Here is a 26,728-nt window from a genome sequence, read left to right as displayed (position 1 = left end):
CTCCTCCGGGATCGACGCAGGACCGGGGGTGCGTTCCGGCATGAAGTCTCCTCGGGTCCTCGCCGGTGTCGTTGCGGTGGCGCAGGATCCCGTCGACTCCCCGCACGGCGGTAGCGGGCGGCCGACGGACGGATCGTGCTGGCCGTGGACGTAGGCGATTGGCTCCGCCCTGACGCGCCGACCGGCGAGAACCGGTTGTTCTGCCACGTCTACGGGCGCGGTGACCGCAGGACGGATCAGTTCGTGCCGGGCCGACACCGGGCCACGCAGCCGAAGTCGACGACGCGGTCACCCCGCTTGATCACCCCGTCGACCACCAGCTTGATCAGCTCGATCCCCGGCGAGGCGGTGCACCGGGACGGCCGCGCCACGGTGGGTCCGGGCAGGTGGTGGAGAACTTGGCGGCCCAACGGTCGGTGAACGCCCTCATTCGCCCTTCCCCTCACGCCATCACTTCCGCGGCACACAGCGTCGCGCTGAATTCCTGAAGTCTCCACGACGCGTCTTACGGCCGTCTTACCCGTCGGCTTGTCCAATACCTTGTTCACCACCTTGTCCAACTCCTTGTAGGGGTCACGCAGTCAGCTTTCCGGCGTTTACGTAAATCGGCCGGTGGAACAGGCGGCGGCCGCGGGAACCAAGCCGGCCGCAAGAGCCCCGTAAGGAGTTGGACAAGCCCGCGGACAAGACAACCGCAAGGAGCATGGTGGAGACTTCCGGAACTGGTACCACACACGGATCGACCACGCCGTATCGACCATGGCGACGGAATCTGTTTCGCTGGCCCTGAATCCCATCGCCGCTTATTCCTTTGAGATGTGGGGGATCCTCGGCCGCACGCGACGTCAGCGAGACACATCTCACCGTGGAAACGCCCGGACACCGTCCCGCCCTCGGCAAGGAGTTCGCGCCTTGAAGCTGCCTCCGTCCGAACCACCCGCGACCTCGTCCACCCTCCTTCTGGTCGGATCCGGTTCCCGCCTCCGTCAGGGACACCTCCTGTCCCAGCTGGCCGCCGCCGCTGACGTGGTCCTCCTCGACACCGTGGCACCGACCTGGCAGAAGCCCTGGCTCAAGGGCGCGGAGGTGTACGACCCCCGGGACACGCCGTTCCCCGTGGAGCAGGCCCGCCGGCTGTGCCGGGATCACGAGGTGCGGGCCGTCGTCGCCTACAACGAGTCGGAAATCCTCCTGGCGGCCGAACTCGCCGCGACGCTCGGCCTGCCCGGCCTGCCCGTCGAGGCGGCGCGGATCAGCAGGGACAAGCACCGGCAGCGCGAGCTGCTCAACCGCACGGGTCTCTCGCCCACCGCGTCCGTCCTCGTACACGACGTCCACGAGGGGCTGCGGTCCGCCGCCGACATCGGCTACCCCGTCGTGGTCAAGCCGCGTGGCCTGTCCGGAAGCCTCGGTGTCGGCCGCGTCGCCGACCCGGCGGACTTCACCCGGTTCTTCGAACTGGCCGCGGGAGTCGACAAGATGGACCTGGCCAGCGACGGCGTCCTGGTCGAGGAGTGCGTGACGGGGACCGAGTTCCTGGTCGACGTCTGGAGCAGCGGGGGAACGGCCGAGGTCGTCTACTGCGGCCGGAAGTACATGGCGCGCGACCCGTACCCGATCGACACCGGGCACATCATGGGCGAGGGCGCGCTCCCGGCAGCGGAGTACGCCGCCGGCCTCGCCCTGGCCCGGGACGCCGTCCTGGCCGCCGGTATCGACCGCACGATCGCCAACCTGGACGTCGTGCTGACGCCCCACGGCCCCCGCGTCATGGAGATCAACGGGCGCCCCGCCGGGGACCTGGCCTCCGTGATCGCCCACCTCGGCACCGGTCTGAGCGTCGGCGGCCTGCTGGCGGACGCGGCTCTGGGGCGCCCGCTGCGCGCCGAGCCCGTTCCCCACCGCGCCGCCGGCATCAAGTTTCTCTACCCCGCCCGCCGGCAGCGTTTCGAAGGGCTGGCCGAGGCACCGGAGTTGAGGGCGCAGCCGTGGCTCCACGAGGTAGGTGAACTGCCCGAACGCGGCGCCGTGGTGGAGCCTCCGCCCGAGGACTTCTTCGGCCGGGCCGGGTGGGTGATCGCGGAGGGCACCCACGCCGATCAGGTCCACGAACGCCTCACCGAGGCCGAACGCGCCCTGACCGTCCAGGGGCCCTATGTGTGACCTACGAAGGGAGTGCGCGATGAAGGAAATTCAGGCTGCCATCAGGTCGATCATCGTGAACGACTTGTTCTGCGAGATCCCCGAATCCGAGATAGGAGTCGACGACGGACTGCGGAACGTACTGGCACTCGACTCACTCGGCTTCCTCGAGTTGCGTGTCATCTGCGAGCAGCAGTTCGACATCGAGATCTCCGAGGACGACTTCACTCCCGAGAACTTCACCAGCATCCGATCCATCTCCGACCTGGTTCTCCGCCTGCGTGAGACCCAGCTCGAAACGACCTGAGCCTATGGCGTCCGCAGAGGACCTCCCGCGAAGCGAGCTGCCTGATATGACTCACGGACATGACAGCGAAACGACCGAGTCCTGGTTCGACCGCACGATGCACATGGACCAGTACGGAACGCGGCTTCCGTTCGGCAGCCTCGGCGCCAAGGGGCTGACCCACCGCTTCGTGGAGCTGAGCGGTGCCGACCGGGGGCGCGAGCTGAACGTCCTCGACGCGAGCGGTGGTTATGCCAGCGCGTGTCTGGGGGCCGGCTCACCGGTGGTCGGCGCGGCTCTCTCCCGCGCCGTGGAGGAGGCGGGCTATGTCACCGACGAGATCCACTCGTGGGAACGCTCGAAACTGCTCGAACTCCTCTTCCGCGGAGACGGGTTGTGGGCCGAGCAGTTTCCGGCCGACGAGTACCACGTCGCCGGACGCAATTCCGGGTCGGAGGGAATGGAGATGGCGCTGCGGCTGGCGCTGGAATCCCGCTTCGACCACCGTCGTCTACGGCCCGCGGAAGGGCGGGGACATCGGGACATCGTTCTCGCCTTCGAGGGGGCGTGGCACGGCTGGACCGGTGGGTTGCTCCCGCTGCTGAACAAGAGGCACTACCGGATCGGACTGCCCTCCGTGGCACCGGAGCCGTACGGTTTCACCGTCCGGCACATCCCGTTCGGGCAGTTCGACGCGGCCCGCGAATTCTTCGCACGACACGGTGACCGCGTACTCGCGGTGGTGATCGAACCCGTTCAGGGCGACGCCGGAATCATCGTGCCGCCCGCCGGCTATCTGCGTGAAGTCGCCCGGTTGTGCACGGACAGCGGGGCCCTCCTCGTGGCGGACGAGGTCCTCACCTTCGCCAAGACGGGCCAGTTCTTCGGTATGGCCGACGAGAACGGGCCGATTCCGACCGATGTCTCCGTGGTGGGCAAGAGCCTCGGCATGGGCGCGCTGTCCACGTCCATGGTCATCGCCCGCCGCAACCTGACCGTACGGGCCACCGGCGCCATTTCCACCTCGGACCTTCGCCCCCTCACCTGCGCGGTGATCCGGGCGGGCCTCGAACACATCCAGGCCGAGGGAATGCTGGAGAAGTCACGGGGCCTGGGTGAGCACGTGGCCAAGCGGCTGGACGAGGAACTCGTCACCGCCTTCCCGGAGCTCTACACGGAGAGCCGAGGATCCGGCGTCATGCACGGCGTCGAGCTGACGCAACGCGTGGCCGACCGATTGGGCGAATTCCGCGAGACGATGATCCGCAGCGGTGTGTTCGTCGAATTCATGGGCGGCGCGGGCCGGCGTTCGGGCGGTCTGCGCTACGTCTTCCCGACCATGCGGGTCGCCCCTCCCATCGTCTCCACCCTCGCGGACGCGGACGCGATCGTGGAGCGTCTGGCGGCCGGTTCCCGCTCCTTTCTCGAGGTATCCGCGTGACCGCCGTAGAACCCGTACCGCGGGAATGGGCGGAGGTCCGTCGACGCGTGGAGCACGTCGACACCGACGCGTCCGGCGTCGTGCACTTCTCCCGATACTCCTCCTGGCTCGAAACCGCCGTGCTGGAGAATCTGGATCGCCTCGGCGCCGGGCTCGATGCTCTGGCTCGCGCGAACCTCGAACTGGCCGTCGTGGAACTTCGCATGCTCTATCACGCACCGGCCCGCTTCCTGGACCACGTCCGCGTCAGAGCCCGTGTCGAACGAGTCGGGCCCGCACGCGTCCAGGTCTCCGGGGAGATCTCGCGGGAGAACCCCGGCGACGTGCCGCGGTGCGCGTCCGGGAGCCTGCTGCTCGGCGCGGTGGACCGCTCGACCGGGGCACCCTCCCTGCTCCCCGAAAACGTCAGAACCACACTGAAGGAGTGCACTGCCCGTGCAGAGGGTTGATTCCGCCCAGACGACAGAGCCGACGGCGAAGCGGACCATGGGCTTCACGGAGCTCAAGAGCTGGCTTCGCCACCGCCACCCGATGGTGTATCTGGACCGGATCCTCGACTACGAGCCCGGGGTCCGGCTCCGGAGCAGCCTGTCGGTCTCCGGGACCATGGACGTGATCGCGGGACACTTCCCGGAGCGGGCCGTCTTCCCCGCCAGCCATCTGACCCAGGCGTTCGCCCAGTCGGGCATCATCCTCTACCAGCTCAGCACCTCCCGCCTCACCGACGACGAGATCACCGTCATCGGCTCGGTGAAGGCGCGCTTCACCCGCGTCGTGGTCCCGGGCGACCGTGTGATCTTCGATGTGCGGAGTGACCGCATCAGGGGCAACACCTTCAGCTTCTCCTGCAGGGCGACCGTGGACGACCACGTCGTCGCGGCGTTCAAGGGCACGCTGGTGCGGTCCAAGATCGCGGACTTGGGCGAGCAGTTGTGGTGACGTCCAGCTCACGTCCGGCACCGGCGTCGACTCCCGCGTCGGCAGGGGAGAACGCGGACGTGTGGGTCACGGGCCTGGGGTGGGCGACCGCCCTCGGATGCGGGCTGGAGGAGGTCTGGAGCGCTCTGCTGCAGGGCCGTACCGGTGTCGACGCGGTCCCCTCCGAGCACCGGTTGCGCAACGGCGACGCCGCGGTCGTCCGCGACCTTCCGCTGTCCATGACCCCGGTCGAGCGCCAGCACCTCCTCACCCGGGACACCCTGGCCGCCGCGGTGCGCGACGCCGGACTCGAACTCACCGACGCGCGCCTGCGGCCCGTGCTGGGCACCAGCTACGGACCGCACCTGGACACGGTCGGCGTACCGGCCCTCGACCGCTGGGCCGCCGATGCCGTACGGGCACTCGGCATCGCGAAGGCCCCGCTCTCGGTGACGACCGCCTGTTCCTCCGGCTCCGACAGCCTCCTGGTCGGCGCGGAGCTCATCCGCAGCGGTGCGGAGGACCTCTGCGTCTGCGGAGGAGCGGACGTCCTCACCGCGGCCAAGAGACTCGGGCACTCGGTGCTCGGCACCATGTCGCCCACCTCGCTCCGCGCCTTCGATGTCGACAACGACGGCACGATCCTGGGGGAAGGCGCGGCGTTCCTCGTCCTGGAATCCGGCCGGTCGGCCCGTACGCGCGGGGCTCGCGCGCACGGTTTCCTCGTCGGCACCGGCTCGGCCAATGACGCGGTGAGCCCCGCGGCCCCCGACGCGACCGGTGACAGCGTCGTACGGGCCGTCAGCAAGGCGCTGCGCGGCGCGGCCCGTGGCGCGGCCGACGTGAACGTGGTCAACGCCCACGGCTCCGGCACTCCCGCGAACGACGCGGTCGAATCCGTCAGCTACACACGGCTGTTCGGCACCGGCGGCCAGGCGCCAGGCGCCCCTACGGTGTTCGCCACCAAGGGGGCGTTCGGCCACACCCTCGGGGCGACCGGTGCGATCGAGGCCATCACCGTACTGCTGGCTCTCCGTGACCGCGCGGTGCCACCGGTCCACGGCCTCACCACGCTCCGTCCGGACTTCCCGCTGCCGGTGCCGAAAAGCCGGCCCGCCGCGTTCACCGGCCGACTCGGGCTGAGCGTGACCCTCGGCTTCGGCGGCTTCAACACCTGCCTGGCCTTTGAGGGGACACCATGAACGCCTTCCCGGCCTTCGGGTCGTACGCCATCTGTCCGCCGGACACGGCGGACGTCGCCGTCGTGGGCCACGGGGACGCCTCCCGGGAGCAGTTGACGGCTGTCCGCAGCCGTATCCCGTCCCTGTACGCCGACCCGCTGGCCTGGCTGGTCGCGGACGCGGTCGAGAACGCGCTGTCGGAGTGCGCCGCCGATGTCCTGGCCTGCCGCGAAGACGTCGCCGTGATCCTGGTGAGCGCGCACTGCACGCTGCACACCATGGACGCGGTGGCGCGTTCGCTGCCCGCCCCACGCGTGTCCCCGCTGCGCTTCGCGGGCGCGAGTCCGGGCAGCGCGGGGAGTCTGCTCTGCCTGCTGCACGGCTTCAAGGGATCGTCCCTGACGTTCTCGATGACACCCGAGGACGGGCTGCCCGCCGCGCGTACGGTCGCCCGTTCATGGCTGCGCTCCGGTGCCGCCCCCTACGTGGTGCTCTGCGCCCACCAGGTGCACGAGGGACAGGGGCATTCGGTGCGCTGTGCCCTGCTGGCCCCCGCGGCCGGCGTCGCACACGCCGGGGACGTGGGCCGTGCCACGGCAGGCCGGGAGTGAGCGCCATGCCGACGGACTCCCTTCCGGACGCGGACGTGATCGAGACGTTCCTCGGCAGCACGGTGGACGTGCACGGGCACGGCCCGCCCCGACCCCTGGCTGCCGCGCTCGACGACCTCGCCGGGACGGTCGTGGGCGCGGGGGAGCCCGTCCTGATCGCCATGCCCAACGGTACGTCCCTCCTGACGGCCTTCTTCGCGGTGCTCCTCCACGGCGGCGTGCCCGTTCCCCTGGCACCGGCGTCGAGTTCCGCCCGTATCACCGAAGTGGCCCGCCGGCTCGGCGCACGTGCGCTGATCGCGCCGAGAGTTGACGCACGGCGCTACGGCGCGGCGCCCCCGCGCCCGTTCGGGGACGCCGATCTGCTGCTCCTGCCGTGGAGCGAACGGCGGCACCACTCCCGTGGTGAGGTCATCCTGATGACCTCGGGCACCTCCGGTATCGCCAGCGGGTGCCTGCACGCCTTCGACTCGCTGCTGGAGAACGCGGCACGGCACGCGAACGCCGTCGGCCAGCGGGAGGGCGACACGGTGCTGCTCAACCTTCCGCTGCACTACTCGTACGCTCTCGTGGCGCAGGCCCTCGCCGCGCTGGTCCGCGGCTCACGCCTCGTCATCACGGGCCCGCCGTTCACTCCGCGGACCTACGCCGAGGCGCTGCGCACCCACCAGGTCGCCCTCTCGTCCCTGACCCCGGCCGCGGTCGCCCGGTTCATCGAGCAGGACCTCGCCCTGCCGGGCACACTGCGCACCCTGACCGTGGGCGGAGACCGACTGCCACCGGCCCACGTGCGGAGGCTGCTGGCGTCCAGGCCCGGACTCGAGCTCTACCTCACGTACGGCCTCACCGAGGCCGGCCCGCGGGTCACCACTTTGGCGGCGCACCGCGAGCCGCCCCGCCGGTACGCGTCCAGCGGCCTTCCGCTGCACGGAGTCCGTACGCGGCTGCGGCCGTCCGGTCTCGCCGACGGCTCCCAGGAACTCCTGGTGGAATCCAGCACGGTGCTCCGCCGCAGGGTGCCGGACGACCAGAGCAGTCCGCTGGTCGCACCGGGGACCATCGCCACCGGCGACCTCTTCACCATCGACGAGGACGGATACCACTACATCCAGGGCAGGCTCTCCGACTCCATCATCGTGGGCGGCGAGAAGGTCTGGCTTCCCTCGGTCCGCGCCGCCGCCGAGGCCATCCCGGGCGTGCGCCGGTCCACGAGCCGGGTGCACGCGGAGAACGGCGAGCACCGCTACGAGCTCGACGTGTACGTGGATCACCCGAGTCCGGCGCTGACCGCGGACATCAAGCGGACCCTCTACCGCCTTCTGCTCCGCAACGAGCGACCGCACCGCATCACCGTACGGCCGGCGCGGACCACCGACTGGCACAAGTGACCGCGCCCATACGCCGGTTCGGGGCCGGGCCATGGGCCCGTACCGGACCGAGGTCTCCGCTCCACGGGGCCTTTGCGGACCACGCCCCGCTGCACGCCCGCCGCGGCGCACACGACGGGCCTTGGGTCACCGCGACACCCACGCCTTGCCGGCGGGCTGGACGGTGTCCTGGCGCGGGGTGGTCCTCCGGGTGCGGAAGGACCACAGGGCGTACAGGGCCAGGCAGTAGCCGAGGAGTTGGACGGAGAGATAGCTCCCGGTCCCGCCGCTCTCCACGACCGGAAGCACCACCAAGGGCGCGACGAACATGCCGAGGCCGTGCGCGAGCGACGTGGCGGCGGCATAGCCCTCCACCGCGCCCGGCGGAGCGGTCCGGGTGACGAGCGGTTGGACGCTGGGCGCGATGAGGCACTGCCCGATGGAGAACACGAGGCCGAACAGGACTCCCAGCAGCAGTCGTCCACGCGGCATGGGGACCAGCAGGGCGCCCGCCAGGAAGGCCAGCGCCGCCATCCAGGCCAGGATCGCCACCCACAGGGCACTCGTGTAGCCGACGCGTTCGACGACGCGCAGGGCGAGCCCCTGAAAGATGATGATTCCGGCGGTGTTGCACGCGATGACGACGCTGATCGCCACCACGGAGAGGTGCGCGTCGCGCAGTACGGCGGGCACCACGGACTCGAACTGGCCGAGTCCGAAGATCACGAGGGCCGACTGGAGCACCAGCAGACGCAGGAACACGGGATCGCGCAGGGCGGCGGAGCGCCGACCCGGCGCGGCGGCGGCCTCGGTGGCGCTGGCACTGGACATCGAGCCCGGTGGCTCCACGCGTGTCCGCCTGAGGCGGACCAGCATCACCCCGTACACCAGGTAGCTGGCGGCGTTGGCCGCCAGGCACACGGTGTAGCCGTCGTCACCGAGCCGCTGGACGGCCTGGCCGCCCAGTAGTGAACCGACCGTCATCATCAGCGCGGACGCGCGGTGTTGGCCGGACAGCACACGGCTGAACGCCGCGTCGCCGAACGCCCTGGTCAGCAACGGGGTCTGGACCGCATAGTAGATGCCCGTGCCCGCACCGGACAGGCAGGCGGCGGGCACCGTGGCCGCCATCGAGTCCGCCGTCGTGAGCCAGGTCGCGCCCGCGGCCTGGAGGACGGTGGCGGCGACCGCGGTCGGGCCGGGTCCCCGGACGCGGCCGATCCAGGCGGCGAACGGATTGACCACGAGCCCGGAGAGCGCGAACAGCGCGAAGTATAAGGAGACGCCCGAGGTGGACACGCCGAGCGTCTCCCGCAGGTAGGCCACGATGAGGGGCAGCACCATACCGCTGCCGAACGCGGTGGCGCTCCAGCCGGTCAGGAACCCCCCGTAGCCGGGCAATGACGCGTGTGTGGATGTGGGCCCAGGGGCAGAGGGCATGCGGAGATATCCAAACCGAGGCAGAACGGGACAAGTTTGACCATATCCTGTCGGTCTGACGGTCCGTCGGTCCCCCGACGCTGAGCGCCACAATGGTGGCCGAGGACGTGGGGCGAGCGGATAAGGACCTGGCGGGAAGGGTAACAAACCACCGTAACGACAAAGCACGGCGGGAGAGTTATGAGTGATCAGCGACGTGCGCTTTCCGCCCAGGGCTTGAGGATGCGGGTCTTCGGGACGATGGTCGCCTTACACGGGACGCGGGAACTGTCGTTAGGCGCTCCGCGCCATCGGGCGCTGCTGGGACTCCTGATGGTGCGGCTGAACCAGGTCGTCCCCGTCCCCCAGCTCATCGAGGAGTTGTGGGGTGACCGTCCGCCCCGGCGCCCAACGGCCGCCCTGCACACGTACATCTGCCATCTGCGCCGTGCGCTCAGCTTCGGCGCGAGGCCGGGAGGCCCGTCGATGCTGGTGCGCCACCAGGCGCCCGGCTACGTCCTCGCCCTGGACCCGGACGAGGTCGACGCCCACCGGTTCGAGCGCTTGGTGATCCAGGCACGGCGCGACATAGCGGCCCAGGACCACCGGGTGGCGCAGGACCGGCTCGGCGCCGCCCTGGCGTTGTGGCGGGGCGTCCCCTACCTGGAGCTCGTCGACTACGCGCCGATGGCCGAGGAGAGCGCCCGGCTGGAGCAGGCGCGGTTGACCGCCGTGGAGTTGCACGCCGAGACGTCCCTCGCGCTCGGGGAGAACGACGCCGTCGTGGCGCGGCTGCATCCGGAGGCCCAGCGGTACCCGACGCGCGAATGCCTGATCGCGTATCTGATGACCGGTCTGTACCGGCTGGGCCGGCAGGCCGACGCGCTGCGGCTGTTCGAGCGGACGCGTGCGCACCTGGCGGAGGAGCTAGGTGTGGACGCCGGCGCCGAGCTCCAGCGGATCCACGCCGCCATACTGCGGCAGGAGCTGCCGTTCGGCGACCGTGCCGCCACGCGTGTGGAGGTGACCGCGGGCGAGGACCGGGCTGACGCGGCGGCCTCACCGCAGGCCGAACACCCCACGGGTGGCGGCCACGAGGACGTGGTGGCGTGCGGCGCCCGGTCGGCCCGGTCGGCCCTCTCCCATGAGCGGGCGGAGCCGGATGCCGGGGCTGCGGTTCCGCGCAGTGCCGGGGTTCCGCGCAGTGCGGGGATTCCCCACCCCCTGACATCGTTGCCATTCGTCGGCCGCACCTATGAGCTGACCGTGCTCGGCGCCTGGGCGGACGCGGCCCTCTCCGGCGAGGGCGGTCTGGCCGCGGTGACGGGTCAATCCGGGATCGGCAAGACCGAGTTGACGATGGAAGTCACGCGTGGGGCGCGGGAAGCCGGGCACGAAGTGATCGGCGTCTCCTGCCGCGGGAAGGACGGTCCGGCGTACGGGGTGTGGGCCCGGATACTGCGGCAGCTCTCCCATACGCACCCCGAGGGCTTCCGTATGGTCAGCGCACGGTACAGCCGTCTGCTCGGCGGCCTCCTGTCCGACGTGCCGTCAGACGCGGTGGAGGACGTGCAACCGCCGCTGCGGGCGCCCTTCCTCGTCGAGGACGCCGTGTGCGCCATCCTCGTGGCGCTGGCCCGGCAGAAGCCGTTCCTGCTGGTGCTGGACGATCTGCAGTCGGCCGACTACTCCTCCCTGAACCTGCTGCACCTGCTCACCTGCCGGTTGCCCGAGGTGCCGCTGGGCGTCCTGGTGGCCAGCGCCGACCCGCGCCCGGCGTCCGAGAGCACACCGCAGACGGCGCTGGACCATCTGCTGGGCAGCGCCCGGACGTTGACCCTGCGGCTGGGCGGCCTCTCCGAGCAGGCGGTCGCCGCCCTGGTGGCCACTCACGTCGATGCCGACGTCGACGCCGAGGCGACGCTGGCCCTGCACAAGCGCAGCGGGGGCAGCCCGTACGCTCTGCGTCGGCTGTTGTCGCTGGCATGAGGATATCCGCACCCAGGCCGTGTCCGCTCTACCCGCTCGCGAAGCCCGCGGATCGGTGTCCTTGCCGAGCACCTCATGCGGCGGCTGCTGTGCCCGGTCACCACGAGTACGTACAACCGCGTGCCGAACGTCGCAGACGCCGCTGGGCGGGCAACGGCGGCAGACGCAGCAGCGCGAACGCATTCGTCACGCCGAGGTAGGCCAGTCGCGGCCGCACGATCGGTCATCATCACGTGTGGACCACCGGCTACGCGAGAGCATCTGCACGAGCGACCGTGGCCGACGACCGCGGAGCTTGGTGTATCCCCTCTGACCAGGGCGGATGACCTCGACGGAAGCAGAACGTGGCGTAAGCGAAGGGAAGAAGACGCCCGCGGGCGGCGAGGGACGGTGTCCAGTACCGCTCGGCGAATCCAACGACTCGCTGCGGGCCGACGAGCCGGCCGTGGCTGCGGCGGTAGCCCCACCCCGGGTGCTCCCGCGCCGGACGCGATCGGGGTGCCCCGGCCCGGTGCCGGCCGGCCGAGAAGCCGCCCGCCGCGGGTGCGGGGCGATAAGGCGTACTCTTCACGCGCGAATCGCTCCTGCCTGCGCAGACGTGGCATCAGGTGCACGATTCCTGCGCCGGTCGATCAGGTCCGCAACCGCAGGCGCCGAGGACGTGGCGGTGGCCGTCCGCCCTTCTTCGACCGCGAGGACTGCAAGGCCCGGCACGCGGTCGAATGCGGGATCAGCCGTCTCACGCAGCACCGGGCCGTGGCGACCCGGTTTGACGAACCTGCGGTTCGGTTCGAGGCGACGGTTCAGGTCGCGGCGATTCATCAGTGGCTGTGAACACTCAGCCTGCCGTCGTGTGGACGCCCCGGCAGGAAACGACGCCCTGCGGTCATTACGGAGGAAGGGCGCATTTCCTGGCATTGGCGCGGGGCGGTGTGTATGGGGTTGCATCTTCCGTAGCGGCATGTGGTCCGGTGGACTTACGTCCCGATCCCTTGAGGAAAGGTCTCTGCTCATGCATGCGTCTTTCATGCCACCCCGCCAGGTCAAGATCGGTGACGCGGCGGCCTTCGCCGGCAGCACGCCACGGGCGATTCGCCATTACCACGCGATCGGCCTGCTCCCCGAGCCTGAGCGGGGCGGCGATGACCGCCGCCGCTACGGGTACGAGGACATGATCCGCCTGCTGTGGATTCGCAAGATGGCCGACGCCGGGATCGCCCTGGACGACATCCGTGACGCCTTTACCACCGGCATGGCTTCCGCCGGTGCGGACAGCGGAGACGGTATCGCGGGCATCCTGGAGCAGTTGGAGGAAACCCTCGCCGAGCAGGAGGCAAAATTGCGGCGGCAACGGACCGCCGTGCAGCGGATGCGCACCGAAGGCAGCCGGATGGGCCTGCTCTCCGACGTCGTCACCGAACGCCTCAAGAGCCTGCCCGAGGGCTCCCTGCGTCAGGCGGACCTGGACAGTCTGCTGGTCACTGAGCGGATCTTCGGCCCACTCGGCGCGGCCCTCCAGGCCACCCGCTTCGTCGTCCTGGCCACGCATCCCACTCTGCGGGAGGATTCCGACCGCATCGACGACGCCGAGGAGGCACTCGATGACAGCGTCGCCGTCGATGATCCACGGGTGGCTCAAGTGGCGGTCGAGCGGCACGCCTTCGAATGCGCCCTGCAAGCCGTCATCGAGGAGTCCGGCCTGGGCAAGGACGACGATGCCCTCTGCGACGCCTGGGACACCATGCACCCTGCTACCGCCGATGACGGCGAGGACGAGGCCGACCTCAGCTCTGGCGGGCGGGAGGCTGACTCCATGAGCGCGTTCGAAGCCACCGGCAAGATGCCCTACGACTTCTCCCCAGCCCGCCTGCGCTGTATGGAACTGGCCGAAGAGCTATCCGCCCAAGCCTAAGCAGCCGCGGCGGCGTCGGGAGATGCGGGCGAGTTCGGCTTCCGCCTCGCTGATCCGCAAGCGCAGCGCGACGGCGGCGGCGGTGAGCTCCTCGGCCAGGTTCAGGTTGGCTTGACGGGTCTGGGTGAGCTTCCGCTCAGCCTGCTGCCGCTGTACTTCGAGGTGCGCGCGGGAGGAGAAGACCGTGTCCTCGAGGATGCGCTCCAAAGTGTCCGCATCCGCAGTGAGGGCGTTGAGCGAGCCAACCACCGGTGCACTCCGTACAACCGGCACCGGCCTTCCGTACAACCAGCACCGGCCTTCGACGGTCACACCGGATAACCCGCACCCGTCGACCGAGTGGGAGCCTCCGTGCCACACAGATGCGGCATCCTGACATACGCCATCGCGGCCGGCGCTGTGGCCACCGCCGGGTTCGTGTTCCCGCCTGGCGCCACCGCTGCCGCACCCCGTACCGCCACGAGCGACTTCAACGGGGACGGCTACGCGGACCTCGCCGTCGGCGTCCCGGACGGGACCGTCGGCGGCCAGGCCAAGGCCGGATACGTGAACATCGTCTGGGGTGGGCCGAAGGGTCTCGGCGCCTACGGAAGCATCCGTGTCACCCAGGCCACTCCCGAGGTTCCCGGGACCCCGGAGGCGGGTGACCGCTTCGGCGCATCCGTGGCCCTGGTGGACCTCAACAGCGACGGCATCGCGGAACTGCTCGCCGGTGCCCCCGGCGAGGATGTCATCGACCGCGGTACGGACGCAGGCATGGTCATCGCCGTAGGCGGCTCGACGGACGCGCCGGGACCGGGGGCGACAGTCCTGACCGGGCCGTCGCCGTCGGCCGCGTACGGCACATCGGTCGCGGCAGCCGAGCTGACCGGTGACGACAACAAGGAGATCGTGATCGGCGGCACGGACAGGGTCGTCGCGCGTGTCATCCAGGGTGAAGACAGCATGATCACCACCGTCGTCGCCGCCCCCATGGGCGGCCGCGCCCCCGTCCTGACCACCGGCGACTTCGACAGCGACGGCACGGCGGACCTGGCCGTGGCGTACTGGACCGCGGGCAACCCCAACACGCAGTCTCACGTGCGCCTGTGGAAGTGGGACGCCGACCGGTCGGAGATGGCCAACTTCTGGAACACGGACAACGCCGGCGTGACCGCCCTGGCCGCCGGCGACTTCGACGGCGATGGCCACGACGACCTGGCCCTCGGCGAGTGCCGTGAGATCGCCGACGAGAACATCGACGACCCGTGCGGCCCCGAAAGACTCGCCGAGGGGGGCGGCATCCACCTCCACTACGGAAGCCCCGCGAGCGGCTCGTTCGGCAGCCGCGCCCAGACTCTCAACCAGGACACGGAGGGTGTCCCGGGCGTGGCCGAGGACGGCGACCGCTTCGGCGCCGCCCTTGCCGTCGCCGACGTCAACCGCGACGGCCGCGACGACCTGGTCGTGGGTGCTCCTGGTGAGGCCATCGGAAGTAAAGCGGGGGCGGGCGCCGCCTGGCTGCTCTCTGGCAGTGCTCAGGGCCTGCTCGACGCAGGCGGCGCCGCCACATCCGTCTCCTGGAACCAGGACACGCCCGGTGTCCCGGGCGTCGCCGAGGCGGGCGACACCTTCGGCGCGGCGGTCGCCTCGGGTGACTGCGACGCCGACGGCGTACCGGATGTCACGGTCGGATCCCCTGGCGAGAACGCCTCCCTGGGCGCCGCATGGCTCTTCCGCAGCGGCTCGGCCGCCGGCTCGACGGCCCTCTCGCCCCGTACGCTCGGCCTCCCGTACCTGTCCACGGCCCAGAAGTACGGCAAGCCACTGAGCAGTCACTGAGTGCCCCTACAGGTCGGGCGGTCTGCGCGGAGGGGATTGGGCCGTTGGGCCGCAGGATGGCCATGGCGCCATCGCGAAGCCGCGCCGGCCAGGCCATCGTCCTGCAGACGCTTGATCACATCCACCTTGTCCTGCGGCAGGACCTCGGCGATCACCTCGTCGATGCCGACGGCCCTGGCGACCGATTCGGCAGCGGCCTGGTTGTCGCCGGTCAGCAGGACGGGCCTCAGGTCCAGTCCCCGCAGCTCGGCCACCGCGTCGGCGCCGGTCTCCTTCACGGGACAACCTTCCGCGAGCGCGGAGGGAAGGTAGCGCACCGGCCGGGTCCGGGACGACGAGACGGGTCTGGTCATCTGCCGACGCTGCATCCCTCGGCTCGTGGACTGCTCCAGGTGGTTGTGTCGGCCCGTCGAGTGCTACGTCGAGGTGGGCAGGTGCGGGGAGCGGAGCACGAGCAGGGTGATCTCGCTGGGGGCGAAGACGCGGAACGGCGGGCCCCAGAAGCCGGTGCCGCGGCTGGTGTAGAGGAGGGTGCGGGGGCCGTGGTGGCTGAGGCCGGCGAGGGCGGGCTGGTCGATGCGGACGAGGTGGTGGAAGGGCCAGATCTGGCCGCCGTGGGTGTGGCCGGAGAGTTGGAGGTCGATGCCGGCGGCTGCCGCCCGGTCGATGAACTTGGGCTGGTGTGCCAGGAGCAGGACGGGGAGGTCGGGGTCGGCGCCGTTCAAGGCTCCGGCGAGGTGGGCGCGGTGGCCCGCCAGGCCGGAGGACTCGGCGGTGACGTCATCCACGCCGGCGACCACGAGGGTGTCGCCTCCGCGTTCGAGTAGCAGATGGCGGTTGCGCAGCGGCTCCCAGCCCAGCTCGTCCATCAGGTCGACCCAGCCCTGGGCCTCGCTGTAGTACTCGTGGTTGCCGGTGACGTATACCCGGGCCCGGGTGGCCCGCACGGTACCGAGTGGGGCGGCCTGGGCGCGGCGGCGTTCGGCCGTGCCGTCCGCGATGTCGCCGGTGTGGCAGACCAGGTCGGCTTCCAGAGTGTTCACCGTCTCGCATACCCGCGCCGACCAGCGAGTGCGATCGAGCGGGCCGTAGTGGGTGTCGGTGACGAGGACGACGCGCATGCCGTCCAACCCGGCTCCCAGCCGTGGGAGTTGCACGTCGAGTCGGCGCACGCGTGGCACGCGTCGGGCCTCGGCGTACCCCCAGCCGAGCAGTACGGCGGTGATGCCGAGGACGGCCCAGGTGACGATTCGGGCCCGGTCCTGGCTCTCGCCGACGCCGGCCACGGTCAGGGCGAGCCGCAAGAGGACGCCGAGCAGAACGGACCAGGTGAACAGAATCCAGCTAGTGCCCAGCAGGGTGTCGCCGATGATCGCCGCCCGGTCCTGCTGGCGCCGGCCGTGGCCGCGCACCATCGCGAGCGGCATGCCGATGAGACCGAGGGCGAACAGGGCGGTGCCGACCAGGGTGACGGGCGGTGGCCAGTGCTGGCCGGTGTGCAGGAGCACCCAGCAGGGCACGGCCCACAGCAGGACGGGGGCGATCAGGGGTATGTAGTGCATCAGGCGGCGCAGCCGGCTCTGCCGTGGCGCTTGCGTTTCGCCCTCGGCGGGCCGGGTGTTGCTGGTGTCGGTCACGCTGTCCCTCCCTGACCAGGCTGCCGTCTCGCGCACTGTATCCGGTGGCCTTGGGCCGCCGGACCGGCGTTCGAGCCGTGTCCGGCGATTCCTCGCAGAACGTGGACGGGACTCCGGCGTCTGCCATCCAGGTCAGGCCGGTGTGGCGCAGGGTCGTGGCGGCTCAGGTGCTCGTACCCGAGTTTGAGTACGACTTCGTTCCCGTCTTGCTGATGAACGAGAGGATCTCACGCACCACGGCCTCGGGGTTTTCTTCCGCGAGCCAGTGGCCCGATGTGGGAATCTCGACTGCGCGGGTGATGTTGTGCAGCGCCGGTGTCAGGGTGGGTCGGGTGGAGGCGAGTGAGCCGGTTGCCGTGAGGAGGAGGGTGCGGGTGTTGATACGGGCGGCCGCGGTGTTGTCACGTTCGTCCTTGTCCAGGCTTCGGTAGAGCTCGAATCCCGCGTGCAGTACGTCCGGGCGGCTGTAGGTGCGGACGTACTCGTTGATTTCCGCCTCGGTGAAGGGGGACCGTGTCCTCTTGCCGCCGAATGACGTTCCGCCGTAGGCGACTTGCGGATAGAACGCCGTGAGGTATTCGCGCACATCGCTCGGGTTGTCGACGAGTTTCTCGGGGATCGCCTGCTGACTGTTGAAGGCCATGTGCCAGGAGAAGGTCCGGTACTGCGCGGCGGGAAGCTTCCGCCCGGGGAGCGGATAGTCCATGTGTACGTAAGAGTTCACCTGTCCGGGGAACTGCGAGACGTACTGGAAACCGACGCCACCGCCGAGGTCGTGTGCGACCAGGTCGAACCTGTCGAGTCCGATCTGGTCACGCAGGAGACCGTGGACGTAACGTGCCAGGGTCTTTTTGTCGAAGCTCTCCGGGCTTCCCTTGCTGTCGCCGAGGCCGGGGAGATCGAGAGCGTATACCGTGTGATGTCTGGCGAGAGCCGGCATGATCTTCCGCCACTCGTACCACGTCTGCGGCCAGCCGTGCAGCAGCACCAGCGCCGGGCCCTTGCCGCCGGTGACGTAGTGCATGCGCACACCGCGGACGGTCGAGAACTTGTGCTTGAACGTCGCGTTGAACTCTGCGTCATGCTCCGTCGCGGCGTCGTACGACGCCGCCGGCCCGGCCGTCGAGACGGTAGCGGGAGATGACGCGGCGGCCCCGTCGTGCCCATCGCACCCGGCAGTACTGCCCACGGCGAGTGAGAGGGCCAGCGCGCCGGCTCCGAGGAGGAGGCGTCGGCGGGGAGGGCGCCTGTGGTTGAGAGTCAGGTTCATGTCGCAATCCTCAGATGCGGCCTTGCGGTTCTGGAGACTTTTTTGCAGGATTGCAAAAATGGCCCCGGGTGGATCCGAGTGGAGGAGCCGGTCAGTGACGGAAGACGAAGCGGTATTGCAGAACGTCGGTCCGAGGCTGCGGGGCTTCCGCAAGGCTCTCGGTGTCACCCTCGCCGAGCTGGCGGAACGCACGGGGCTCACGCCGAGCACCATCTCTCGGCTCGAACGCGGACACATTCGTCCGACTCTGGAACAGCTATTGCCGCTTGCCCGCGCCTACGCTGTGCCGCTCGATGAACTGGTTGCCGCGCCGGCCAGTGCCGATCCGCGAGTCCACCTGCGCCCCTTTCGCAAACATGGGCTGACATTCGTGCCGCTGGGCATGAAAACAGGTGGCTTGCAGGCGTACAAGGTGATCTATCCCCCGGTTTCGCGACTCCCGCCGCCGAAATTTCATAGGCATCCCGGCCGGGAGTGGTTCTACGTGCTCCATGGGGCGGTCCACCTAGTCCTCACCGGTACCCGGACGGAACTGACGGCGGGCGAAGCGGCGGAGTTCGATACGAACGTGCCTCACTGGATCGGCAATGCCCGGGACGATACGCCGGCGGAGACCATCGTGCTCTACGGGCAGCAAGGCGAACGAGTTCACATCACGGACGTCTGAGAACGCCTGACACGGTCCTGTCGGACGCCATATCGCGTGGCAGTTGTCGGATACCCCGGCGGATGCGTGCGGCGGGCATAGGCGGCTTCCTGGTCGGCCATGAGGTCTTTGCGGAGGTTCCGTATCCGAAGCCCGCGTCGTGCAGCGCGACGACGTGCGGAGCTTCATTGCCCGGGTGAGCGCCACCTCGCGCAGGAACCGGGCGCGCGCCGTCTCGCTCGCCGCCACCTTCGGCAGCATCACCTTCAGCGCCACCTCGACGCCGGTGGCCTCGTGCCGGGCCAGGTACACCGCGCCCATGCCGCCACGGCCGAGCTCCCGGATCACCGAGTAGCCGCGGATGGCCTTGAGGTCGGCGCGGCCGCCGTGCGCCGGCTCGAGCAGCAGCTTGAGCACGGCGTCGGGCCGTTCGCCTCCCGCTCCGCTCAGTCGGCCGCCAGCTCCCAGTCGAGGTCCCAGAGCCGGATGCCGTCGTCTCCCGCCGAGACCAAGTTGCGCAGGTCGGAGGTGAGTTCGAGGTGCCGGATGCGTTGTTGGTGCCCTTCGAGCACGTGCAGGCATCGGCCGGTGGCGACCTCCCACATCCGTACGGTTCTGTCGTGGCCGGCCGAGAAGGCGAACCGGGCGTCGGGTGTGAACCGCACGGCGGAGACCCAGCCCTCGTGCCCCGCGAACTCGCGTACGCACCGCCCGGAACCGGCGTCCCACAGCCGGATCGGTTCGTCCTCGGCGCCCGAGGACATGACCTGGTGTGTGGACATGGCCAGGCGGCCGTCGGCGCTCAGGCACGCCGACAGGATCGGTTCCCGGGGGCCGGTCCAGGTCCGCAGGCAGGCTCCGGTGTCAAGATCTCGCAGCCGGACCACGCCGCCTGAGTCGCCGACCGCCGCGAGCCGCCCGTCCGCGGCCGTGGAGATCACGTTGACCGGGCCGTGTCCGGTGATCGTCGTGACGCAGCGGTCGTCGTCCAGGTCCCATCGGCGAAGGACACCGTCGCCGCTGCCGAACCAGGCGTACCTTCCGTCGCCGGTGAACACGATGGTCCGCCTCATGTCCCAGTCCGGAGTCAGCCGACGGCACTCGCCGTCTGCCAGTCGCCGCCGGATGATCGCGAGTGGCTTGGTGCCCTCGCACAGGACGTGCCGACCGTCGTCGCTCAACGCCACTCCGCCCACCCTGCCCGGGTGATCGTCGAGGACGTGCGTGCACGCGCCGCTGTCCAGATCCCAGATCCGTACCGTGCCGTCGCTCTGCCCGCTGACGGCGAGCCGGACACCCGCGGCGACACCGATCGCCGTGATGGCGCCGAAGGAGAGGTGGCCGGCGTCCAGGGGCCGCGACCAGGCGGAGCGCAGCCGTACGTGGCGCGCCGAGCGGCCCAGTTCGTGCCAGGCGGCCAGGACCTGGGGCGCGCGCTCGTACCCCGGTATCTCCCGTGCGCGGGTCAACAGGTCGAAGGCTGACCGGTGTCGGCCGTTCGACATCGCCTGACGTGCTTCGGCGAGCAGTCCCTCGGCCAGTCCGCCGAGCCGGCTGACCTCCGCGTACTCGCGCGGCTTGATCACGTGCGGCTCGGCGGCGTATGCGGTGTCGGGCAACCGCCAGCGGTGCAGGGGCAGTTCGGGATGTCCTCCGACGGAGCAGCCGAACCGGTCGTCGCCGTCGGGGAATCCGACGTGGTGCATCCCGTACGCGTGGGCGGTGAAGGTCCGCAGACACCGGCCGCTGCCCAGCTCCCAGATCTGAACGGTGTGGTCGCCGGTGGTTCCGGACAGCAGCAGCCGCCCACTGTCGGCGAAGGCCAGGTGACCGGCCGCGGCGGTCAGCCCCGTCAAGGTACGCGATGTACCGACCTGTCGGCCGTCCCCCACATCCCACAACCGGATCACCCGGTCCGTGCCGGCCACCGCGACCATCCGCCCGTCGGGACGGAAGCACAGCGCATGCGTCGCCGAGCCGGCGGCCAGCACCCGGCACCGGCCATCGGCCACGTTCCACAGCCGCGCCCCGTCCTCCTCGGCGGTGAGCACATGGCGCCCGTCGGCGCTCACCTCGTACTGCGAGCCGTCCAGGGCGCCGTCCTCGAGTGCTGCCCCGAGCGACCACCGGTGGGTCCCGGTCCGCGGTTCCCAGACCTGGACGCGCCCGTCCACGCCCTGCCACACACCGATGCGCCCGTCGGCACTCAACCTGACCGGGCACCCCGTGGCGCGTGCGGTGGAGCGGAGGACGCGGGTACACCTGCCTGCCCTGAGATCCCAGAACTGCACCGTGCCGTCGCGGCTCGTGGACAGTGCGTACGAGCCGTCAGGGGTGAGGTCGACGCCGAGCACCTGCGTGCGGTGGCCCTCGACCGCCAACCGCTGTGCGCCGGTCGCCGTGTCCCACAGCCGCAGCACGCCGTCCCAGTGGCCGCTCAGCGCGAGGCGCCCGTCGGGAGTGAACCGGATCGGCAGGTAGCCCATCACCTCGTGCCGGGCGAGCAGTTCCACCGGCGCGAACGGCAGCGCGAACGGCTCGCGAAACACGCGGGTGCCGGTGTGGCGGGCATCGGCCACGGTTCCGGAGGCCGCCACCCGCAGCGCCGCCCGTACGTCGGTGTCGTCGGGCCGTTCGCGCACGAGCGCGTCGAGCAGGTCGTGTGCCGCCGCGAGGTCGCCGCGTTCGAGGTGGACCCGGGCCAGAAACAGCCGCACCTGCCAGGAGGACGCGCCGGACCCACGTGGGATCGCCTCCAACCGGGCGACGAGTTCCCCATCGGTGATCGCCCCCGTACGCCACCGGAACAGGCCACCGTTGTACACGGCCCCGACGTGGTGCGGGTCGACCGCGAGCGCCTGGTCGAAGGCATGCTCGGCGTCGGCGGCCCGGTCCAGGTCGAGGAGCGAGAGGCCACGGTTGTTGAGCTCGTCGGCGCGCAGATCGGCGGCCTGCGACGCGGGACGCGGATACGCCGAGCCGGTCGCCTGCTCGTAGATCCCGGCCAGTACATCCGCGATGTCCGCCATCGAGGCCGGCCGGTGGGCCGGGTGCTGCCGCAGGCAGCGCCGGAGCAGGTGGGCGACTTCCGGTGGCGCCGCGACCGGATTCGAGGGGTCGGCCAGGTATTCCTCCAGGGCGAGACCCGCGACCGAACCAGCCGCCCAATGCACACCGCCGGTGAACATCTCCAGGACCGAGACCGCGAAACTGTAGACATCGCTGCGCCGCCCGACGGGCTCGCCCGCGAGCTGCTCCGGGGACGCGTAGCCGACCGTCATGCCGCCGAACGGCACCAGCACGCTGGCGTCCGGCGCCCCTTGGAGGTCAGTCGGGGCCGTGGCGGCCTTGGACCGGGCGAGACCGAAGTCGGTGATCTTCGCGGCGCCCGTGCCGTCGAGCAGAATGTTGGCCGGCTTCACGTCCTGGTGCACCAGGTCTGCGCGATGGGCGTGCTCGAGCCCACGGGCCGCCTGGACTGCCGTGTCGAGAACACGGGCGAGGGCCTGCCGCGCATCCCCGGCGTGGAGGCGCCCGTCGCCGATCCACTCGGCCAGGCTGCCGCCGTCGACGTACTCGGCGAACACGCGGGGGACACCGTCGATCACCCGCACGTAATGGCAGGCGCAGACGTTGGGATGGAGCCCGAGGGACACCCACGCCTCGGCCTCCCTGACGAACAGCTCCTGATCGCCGGGGGTCCGGAACAGCTCGGGCCGCGAACTCTTCACCGCCATGTCGATGCCCCAGCCGAGATGCCGTACCCGGTGCACGACGCCCATCCCGCCCCGGCCGAGCTCGCCGATCACCCGGTACCGGCCGTCGACGGTCTCGCCGGTCACCCAAACCGCCGGTGACGTAGGTGCGTTCACTGGGATTCCTCATCGTGATCGCGGCAGAAGTCGCTGTCCTGGAAGGCCCGGACGCAGAAGGGCCAGCTTTCGACGAGGGCCAGTATGTGACGTCGTCGATCCTGGTGTCGATGTCTCGGGCTCAGCGCGGTGGTGCGGGAGCGCGCCGTTCACAGGCCCCGTGAACGCGCCCTAGTCGCGTGTGAGGTCCGAGTTCTGGATCAGGGTGCGGAATCCGGTCAACAAGGCGTTGAGGCCGACTTCGAACTCGTCGTCGCTGCTGACCTCCGCGAGGGTGTCGGCGTGCTGGACGAGCAGGGGGAAGGCCGCGGCGTCTCGGGAGCGGTACAGCAGGCGTCGGTGACGGCTCTCTTCGGGATCCGACATGTCCAGGCCGAGGTTGAGGTGCACCGAGCCGATGATGAAGGTGGCCAGCGACGATGCGGCGGCGGACGCGAGCCGGGGGTTGAGGCCGGCGCCGATGAACAGTTCGAGGGAGTACTGCACCCCGGCCAGCGAGTTGGGACCGAGCCGCTCGGTCCCGCGAAGGAGCGAGGCCACGCCGGGGTGCCGGAGCAGGTGCTCGCGGAACAGGCGTGCGGACCACGCCGCCTTCTCGGCCCAGTCCCCGCCGTCGGGCGGAACCGAGCTCGCCACGTCGAGTGCCCGGTCGACCAGTAGGGTCACCAGTTCCTCACGGTTGCGCACATGGCGGTAGAGGGACGCCTGCGTGCAGCCGAGCGCATCGGCGATGTTGCGCATCGTCAGCGCGGCTGCCCCACGCGTGTCGAGCAGGGCCATGGCCGCGTCGAGGACGGCATCGAGGGTCAGTGATCTGCGCCGCCGCTGCCGCGCGGGTTCGTTCTCCCGGGCAAGCCACCAGGCCGCCGTGCCCGGCCTCGGGTCCGCCCGCTGGTTCTTCCGCGGGGCCTCCGGCGGCGGCTCGCCTGCCGTGGCTTTCGTCATCGGTTCACGCACCGGACAAGGATAGGTGTGAGGCGAACTCCGATCACTTAACATAAGCTAACAGCGTTCGCATAGCGGAGGTCGAAGGGGTCACCATGCGCGCAGTACGCAACACCGATCAGGGCATCCTCGTGACCGAGGCCGACGAACCGGAGGCGCCCGGGGTACGCCTCACCGTCCGCTCGGCGGGCATCTGCGGGACCGACGTGAACTTCGCGACCGGTGGCGTTCAGGGCTACACCTATGGTCACGAGTTCGCCGGCACTGCCGCCGACGGCCGGTGCTACGCCGTCGAGCCCACGGTGTACTGCGGAGAGTGCGGCCAATGCCGCGCCGGCCATGTCCAGCGGTGCGTCGCCCCGGAGCACGGAACGCTCGGGATATTCCGGGACGGCGGCATGTGCGATGCCGTGACAGTCTCCGAGAACATGCTTGTCCCGCTTCCGGACGGCCTGGACGTACGCGACGCCTGCCTCGTGGAGCCGGCGTCAGTGGCCTGGCACGGTGTCCGCAGCGCGGCCCTCACGCCGGGGGAGCGGGTGGCAGTCGTGGGCGGCGGCAGCATCGGGCTGCTGGCCGCGGCCGCGACCCGGCAGCGCGGCTTCGACGTCGATATCGAGGTGCGCCACAAGCACCAGAGGATCGCGGCGGAACGCCTCGAAGTCGGCTCGGCCGAAGGACTCTACGACGTCGTGATCGACGCCGCGGGCAGCGAGACCGGTCTCGCCCGGTGCGCCGAACTGGCCCGCCCCGGCGGTCGCGTCGTGCTGCTGGGCGTATACCAGCACACCCTTCCCATCCCGGGCATCGTCAGCCTGGTCAAGGAACTCACCTACGTCCACTCCATCGCCTACGGCCGACACGACGGCATCCGCGACACCGAACAGGCCGCGGCGCTGCTCGCCGGCAACCCCACGATCGCGCAGACCGTGATCACCCACCGCTTCCCGCTCGACGAAGCCGCGGAGGCCTTCCGCGTGGCCGGTGACCGGGCCTCCGGAGCCATCAAGGTCGTCCTTCACCCCTGACGGCGGTCGGCTCACAGCAGGCGCGAGGACACGGAATCCGACGGCGGTTGCCGCGACCGGACGGTTGGTTAGGATGACGGCGGCTTGAGAGTGGGTCGGACACGAGGGGGGCTCGCGTTGGATCGCCTGGCGGGAGCGGGTCGACCGGACGCGGTGGGCGGGTGACCGGCCGGTCGGCGCCTGCGGTGCTGCCCCCATCGCTGCGCGTGTGGCTCGGGCCGATCGCGGCCCTCGCCGCGCTGGTGGTCGTCGTGCTCGGGGTCCGGTATGCCGGCGACAGCGGGCCCGGCATGGTGGACGCCCGGATCTGGGCGGCGGTGGACGGTATGGGGTCGCCGTGGCGGCATGTCGCTTCGGCCACGGACTTCTTGGGGGAGCCGGTGGGAGCGGCGACGCTGGTCGTGGCCACCGTGACGGGCTGTTTGCTGCTTCGGAGTCCTCGCGCGGCGGTGCTCGTCGTGGTCGGCGCCAGCATGACCGTGGGGACCGCGACCCTGCTCAAGTCCTTGGTGGGACGCACCATCCACGGCGCCGACAACCTTTCCTACCCGAGCGGGCACACCGCCTTCCTCACCGCGCTCGCCCTCGTGGTGGCCCTGCTCGCGACCGGTCGGCTCGGCCTCGGCAGGACGGCCGGCACATCACTCGTGCTCGCCGCGGCGCTGGTTGCCGGCGCCGCGATGGGCTGGGCGCAGGTCGCCCTGGGCGCGCACTACCCGACCGACGTCCTCGGCGGCTGGTGCACCGCGCTGGCGGTGATACCGGCGACCGCGTGGCTGGTCGACCGGCTGGCCGACCGGCTGGCCGACGCCGGTCGGCGGGAGCGTCACTGACGTCACGTCCTGTCACGCCAGGCGGCGGAATACGGGCTTCACCGGTCGTCCGGCCAGCCAGGGGGTGGGGTCAGCGGCCTCCAGTGCCTTCCGGTACACCGCACACGCCTGGGCCACCACGTCGACGGTGTGATCGATGTCGGCGTCGCCGAGCGCACTGCTCACCACGAACGACGGGGCCAGCACCCCGCCCGCGAGGAGCCGGCGCAGGAACAGGGTGCGGTACTGCTGAGACGGCTGCCGGTTCTCGTCGAGGGTGGCGAAGACCAGGTTGCTGGCTCGGCCCCGGACGACGAGGTGGTCGCCGACGCCCATGGCGGCCGCGGCCTCCCGGACACCCGCCGCCAACCGCTCGCCGAGGGCGTGCAGTTGGGCGGTGACGGCTTCCTCGGTATAGGTGGTCTGCACGGCCATCGCGGCGGCCAGGGAGTGCGTTTCCGCGCCATGCGTGGTGGACAGCAGGAACACCCGCTCGCCGGAGTGACGCAGTCCGCCCCGCTCCATCAGGTCGCGGCGCCCGGCCAGCGCGGAGACGGCGAATCCGTTGCCCAGCGCCTTGCCGAACGTGGAGAGGTCGGGGACGACGCCGTACAGGCCCTGGGCGCCCGCCTCGGACCAGCGGAAGCCGGTGATCATTTCATCGAAGATCAGTACGCAGCCGTGCCGGTCGGCCAGTTCGCGCAAGCCCGCGAGGTATCCGGGAGTGGGGTCTCCACTGCTCTGGGGGGACCTCCCGGCCGAAGGCTGGGGGAGAAGTTGAGAGCTTGGGGAAGGCGCGGTGTGGGTGGCGGGTTCGAGGATCAGGCAGGCGACCTCGTCCTGGTACCGGGTGAGCAGCTCCTCCGTGGCGGCCAGGTCCCCGTAAGGGAAGGCCACGGTGAGCTCGGTGGTCGCCGCCGGAACACCGGCGGACATCGGTGTGGTGCCGATGAACCAATCGTCGACGGAGAAGAACGGATGGTCGGCGCAGATGCCCACCCGCGGGCGCCCGGTGGCGGCGCGGGCGAGGCGCACCGCGGCGGTGGTGGCGTCGGAGCCGTTCTTCGCGAACTTCACCATTTCGGCCGTCGGCACCGTGGCCAGGAAGCGTTCCGCGGCCTCGACCTCCACGATGGACGGCCGGACGAAGTTGCTGCCGCGGTCGAGTTCCCGCCGCACCGCCTCGGTCACGCGTGGGTGGGCGTGGCCGAGGCTGACCGATCGCAGGCCGGAGCCGTACTCGAGGTAGCGGTTGCCGTCGATGTCCCACACGTGGGCACCGCGGCCGTGGCTGATGACCGGAGCCAGGTTCTCGGGGTACTGGTCGTCGCCCTTGGCGTAGGTGTGCGCGCCCCCGGGGATCATGGCGTGCAGCCGCTCGTTCGCCGTCCGGGACAGGGGCAGGCGCAGCTCTTCGGCGTTCACGGGACC

At 70.4% G+C, this 26,728-nt stretch carries 24 protein-coding genes and 1 pseudogene; 16 read left to right on the top strand and 9 right to left on the bottom strand.

The genetic code is table 11. The features are described from left to right. Positions 1-236: 236 nt before the first annotated feature. Complete coding sequence (locus AS97_RS48490; protein ID WP_260612994.1) at positions 237-371, bottom strand: hypothetical protein; 135 nt, start codon at positions 369-371, stop codon at positions 237-239. Between the two features lie 541 nt (positions 372-912). Between AS97_RS48490 and AS97_RS08195 the strand changes: the two genes are divergently transcribed. The 8 genes from AS97_RS08195 to AS97_RS08160 are packed head-to-tail and all read left to right on the top strand — an operon-like array spanning position 913 to position 7,967. Continuing rightward, positions 913-2,163: an ATP-grasp domain-containing protein gene (locus AS97_RS08195; protein WP_247204274.1), complete on the top strand. Its 1,251-nt coding sequence runs from the start codon at positions 913-915 to the stop codon at positions 2,161-2,163. 19 nt (positions 2,164-2,182) lie between these two features. Further along, positions 2,183-2,449, top strand: coding sequence for an acyl carrier protein (locus AS97_RS08190; protein WP_059143064.1), 267 nt, complete (start codon positions 2,183-2,185; stop codon positions 2,447-2,449). A gap of 46 nt (positions 2,450-2,495) precedes the next feature. Further along, entirely contained in the window at positions 2,496-3,869 is a 1,374-nt protein-coding gene (locus AS97_RS08185) for an aminotransferase class III-fold pyridoxal phosphate-dependent enzyme (protein WP_210564625.1), read from the top strand. Further along, on the top strand, positions 3,866-4,318 hold the full coding sequence (locus tag AS97_RS08180; RefSeq protein WP_059143062.1) for a thioesterase family protein: 453 nt from the start codon (positions 3,866-3,868) through the stop codon (positions 4,316-4,318). Before AS97_RS08185 ends, AS97_RS08180 begins: the two co-directional genes overlap by 4 nt. Further along, complete coding sequence (locus tag AS97_RS08175) at positions 4,305-4,808, top strand: beta-hydroxyacyl-ACP dehydratase (RefSeq protein WP_232546478.1); 504 nt, start codon at positions 4,305-4,307, stop codon at positions 4,806-4,808. Before AS97_RS08180 ends, AS97_RS08175 begins: the two co-directional genes overlap by 14 nt. 59 nt (positions 4,809-4,867) lie before the next feature. Then, positions 4,868-5,989, top strand: coding sequence for a beta-ketoacyl synthase N-terminal-like domain-containing protein (locus AS97_RS08170; protein ID WP_086707992.1), 1,122 nt, complete (start codon positions 4,868-4,870; stop codon positions 5,987-5,989). Next, positions 5,986-6,579 carry a hypothetical protein gene (locus AS97_RS08165; protein ID WP_059143060.1) on the top strand — a complete coding sequence of 198 codons (594 nt, stop codon included), beginning with the start codon at positions 5,986-5,988 and terminating at the stop codon, positions 6,577-6,579. The genes AS97_RS08170 and AS97_RS08165 overlap by 4 nt, the downstream gene beginning before the upstream one ends. 5 nt (positions 6,580-6,584) lie before the next feature. Beyond that, a complete protein-coding gene (locus tag AS97_RS08160; protein ID WP_161500393.1) occupies positions 6,585-7,967 on the top strand; it encodes a class I adenylate-forming enzyme family protein in 1,383 nt (460 codons plus the stop codon). Positions 7,968-8,093: 126 nt separating this feature from the next. Here AS97_RS08160 and AS97_RS08155 read toward each other — a convergent pair whose 3' ends face one another. After that, positions 8,094-9,347 (bottom strand): MFS transporter, encoded by a 1,254-nt coding sequence (locus tag AS97_RS08155; RefSeq protein WP_185929684.1) that lies wholly within the window; start codon positions 9,345-9,347, stop codon positions 8,094-8,096. A 219-nt stretch (positions 9,348-9,566) separates the two neighbouring features. Here AS97_RS08155 and AS97_RS08150 point away from each other — a divergent pair, with 219 nt between their 5' ends. The 3 genes and pseudogenes from AS97_RS08150 (at position 9,567) to AS97_RS08140 (ending at position 13,266) form a co-directional block, all read left to right on the top strand. Further along, a complete protein-coding gene (locus AS97_RS08150; RefSeq protein ID WP_086707986.1) occupies positions 9,567-11,354 on the top strand; it encodes an AfsR/SARP family transcriptional regulator in 1,788 nt (595 codons plus the stop codon). Between the two features lie 486 nt (positions 11,355-11,840). Further along, positions 11,841-12,188: pseudogene (locus AS97_RS08145) on the top strand (transposase); the annotation flags it as partial. Positions 12,189-12,366: 178 nt separating this feature from the next. Further along, positions 12,367-13,266, top strand: coding sequence for a MerR family transcriptional regulator (locus AS97_RS08140; RefSeq protein ID WP_086707984.1), 900 nt, complete (start codon positions 12,367-12,369; stop codon positions 13,264-13,266). Here AS97_RS08140 and AS97_RS08135 read toward each other — a convergent pair. After that, positions 13,249-13,515 carry a hypothetical protein gene (locus AS97_RS08135; protein ID WP_210564624.1) on the bottom strand — a complete coding sequence of 89 codons (267 nt, stop codon included), beginning with the start codon at positions 13,513-13,515 and terminating at the stop codon, positions 13,249-13,251. The genes AS97_RS08140 and AS97_RS08135 overlap by 18 nt on opposite strands. 102 nt (positions 13,516-13,617) lie before the next feature. On the opposite strand from AS97_RS08135, the gene AS97_RS08130 reads away from it, so the two are divergent. Continuing rightward, positions 13,618-15,087, top strand: coding sequence for an FG-GAP repeat protein (locus AS97_RS08130; RefSeq protein WP_247204273.1), 1,470 nt, complete (start codon positions 13,618-13,620; stop codon positions 15,085-15,087). Here the strand turns inward: AS97_RS08130 and AS97_RS47005 are convergent. The 3 genes from AS97_RS47005 to AS97_RS08115 all read right to left on the bottom strand — a co-directional run bounded on the left by AS97_RS47005 (position 15,081) and on the right by AS97_RS08115 (position 17,994). Then, complete coding sequence (locus tag AS97_RS47005) at positions 15,081-15,440, bottom strand: HAD family hydrolase (RefSeq protein ID WP_349017583.1); 360 nt, start codon at positions 15,438-15,440, stop codon at positions 15,081-15,083. The two genes, AS97_RS08130 and AS97_RS47005, sit on opposite strands and share 7 nt — an antisense overlap. Positions 15,441-15,503: 63 nt before the next feature. Continuing rightward, complete coding sequence (locus AS97_RS08120; protein WP_210564622.1) at positions 15,504-16,724, bottom strand: metallophosphoesterase; 1,221 nt, start codon at positions 16,722-16,724, stop codon at positions 15,504-15,506. Positions 16,725-16,887: 163 nt separating this feature from the next. Beyond that, entirely contained in the window at positions 16,888-17,994 is a 1,107-nt protein-coding gene (locus AS97_RS08115) for an alpha/beta hydrolase (RefSeq protein ID WP_210564621.1), read from the bottom strand. Between the two features lie 94 nt (positions 17,995-18,088). Between AS97_RS08115 and AS97_RS08110 the strand changes: the two genes are divergently transcribed. Both AS97_RS08110 and AS97_RS08105 read left to right on the top strand, forming a co-directional pair. After that, the gene (locus tag AS97_RS08110) at positions 18,089-18,661 is read left to right on the top strand and encodes a helix-turn-helix transcriptional regulator (RefSeq protein ID WP_247204272.1); all 573 of its coding nucleotides are present in this window, start codon (positions 18,089-18,091) and stop codon (positions 18,659-18,661) included. A gap of 175 nt (positions 18,662-18,836) precedes the next feature. Next, positions 18,837-18,995 (top strand): hypothetical protein, encoded by a 159-nt coding sequence (locus tag AS97_RS08105; protein ID WP_156107413.1) that lies wholly within the window; start codon positions 18,837-18,839, stop codon positions 18,993-18,995. A 91-nt stretch (positions 18,996-19,086) separates the two neighbouring features. On the opposite strand, the gene AS97_RS08100 is transcribed toward AS97_RS08105, so the two are convergent. Together AS97_RS08100 and AS97_RS08095 are read right to left on the bottom strand one after the other, a co-directional pair. After that, positions 19,087-22,512: a protein kinase gene (locus AS97_RS08100; RefSeq protein WP_210564620.1), complete on the bottom strand. Its 3,426-nt coding sequence runs from the start codon at positions 22,510-22,512 to the stop codon at positions 19,087-19,089. A gap of 171 nt (positions 22,513-22,683) precedes the next feature. Next, complete coding sequence (locus AS97_RS08095; protein ID WP_247204271.1) at positions 22,684-23,469, bottom strand: TetR/AcrR family transcriptional regulator C-terminal domain-containing protein; 786 nt, start codon at positions 23,467-23,469, stop codon at positions 22,684-22,686. 83 nt (positions 23,470-23,552) lie between these two features. Between AS97_RS08095 and AS97_RS08090 the strand changes: the two genes are divergently transcribed. Beyond that, positions 23,553-24,485, top strand: a complete 933-nt coding sequence (locus AS97_RS08090; protein ID WP_210564619.1) for an alcohol dehydrogenase catalytic domain-containing protein — start codon at positions 23,553-23,555, stop codon at positions 24,483-24,485. A 161-nt stretch (positions 24,486-24,646) separates the two neighbouring features. Further along, entirely contained in the window at positions 24,647-25,318 is a 672-nt protein-coding gene (locus AS97_RS08085; RefSeq protein WP_125755770.1) for a phosphatase PAP2 family protein, read from the top strand. 12 nt (positions 25,319-25,330) lie between these two features. Here the strand turns inward: AS97_RS08085 and AS97_RS08080 are convergent, their stop codons facing one another. Continuing rightward, a complete protein-coding gene (locus tag AS97_RS08080; RefSeq protein WP_210564618.1) occupies positions 25,331-26,722 on the bottom strand; it encodes a glutamate-1-semialdehyde 2,1-aminomutase in 1,392 nt (463 codons plus the stop codon). Positions 26,723-26,728: the final 6 nt, after the last annotated feature.

It is taken from the genome of Streptomyces sp. AgN23, assembly GCF_001598115.1.
Taxonomy (GTDB): domain Bacteria; phylum Actinomycetota; class Actinomycetes; order Streptomycetales; family Streptomycetaceae; genus Streptomyces; species Streptomyces antimycoticus.
The sequence above is the reverse complement of the archived record's forward strand: the minus strand, read 5'-3'. Positions and strand labels throughout refer to the sequence as shown.

What these genes read in the sequence shown, in the direction of transcription:
- AS97_RS08190 (WP_059143064.1), top strand. Translation starts at nt 2,183, where the DNA reads ATGAAGGAAATTCAGGCTGCCATCAGGTCGATCATCGTGAACGACTTG.
- AS97_RS08185 (WP_210564625.1), top strand. Translation starts at nt 2,496, where the DNA reads ATGACTCACGGACATGACAGCGAAACGACCGAGTCCTGGTTCGACCGC.
- AS97_RS08165 (WP_059143060.1), top strand. Translation starts at nt 5,986, where the DNA reads ATGAACGCCTTCCCGGCCTTCGGGTCGTACGCCATCTGTCCGCCGGAC.
- AS97_RS08160 (WP_161500393.1), top strand. Translation starts at nt 6,585, where the DNA reads ATGCCGACGGACTCCCTTCCGGACGCGGACGTGATCGAGACGTTCCTC.
- AS97_RS08150 (WP_086707986.1), top strand. Translation starts at nt 9,567, where the DNA reads ATGAGTGATCAGCGACGTGCGCTTTCCGCCCAGGGCTTGAGGATGCGG.
- AS97_RS08140 (WP_086707984.1), top strand. Translation starts at nt 12,367, where the DNA reads ATGCATGCGTCTTTCATGCCACCCCGCCAGGTCAAGATCGGTGACGCG.
- AS97_RS47005 (WP_349017583.1), bottom strand. Translation starts at nt 15,440, where the DNA reads ATGACCAGACCCGTCTCGTCGTCCCGGACCCGGCCGGTGCGCTACCTT.
- AS97_RS08115 (WP_210564621.1), bottom strand. Translation starts at nt 17,994, where the DNA reads ATGAACCTGACTCTCAACCACAGGCGCCCTCCCCGCCGACGCCTCCTC.
- AS97_RS08090 (WP_210564619.1), top strand. Translation starts at nt 23,553, where the DNA reads ATGCGCGCAGTACGCAACACCGATCAGGGCATCCTCGTGACCGAGGCC.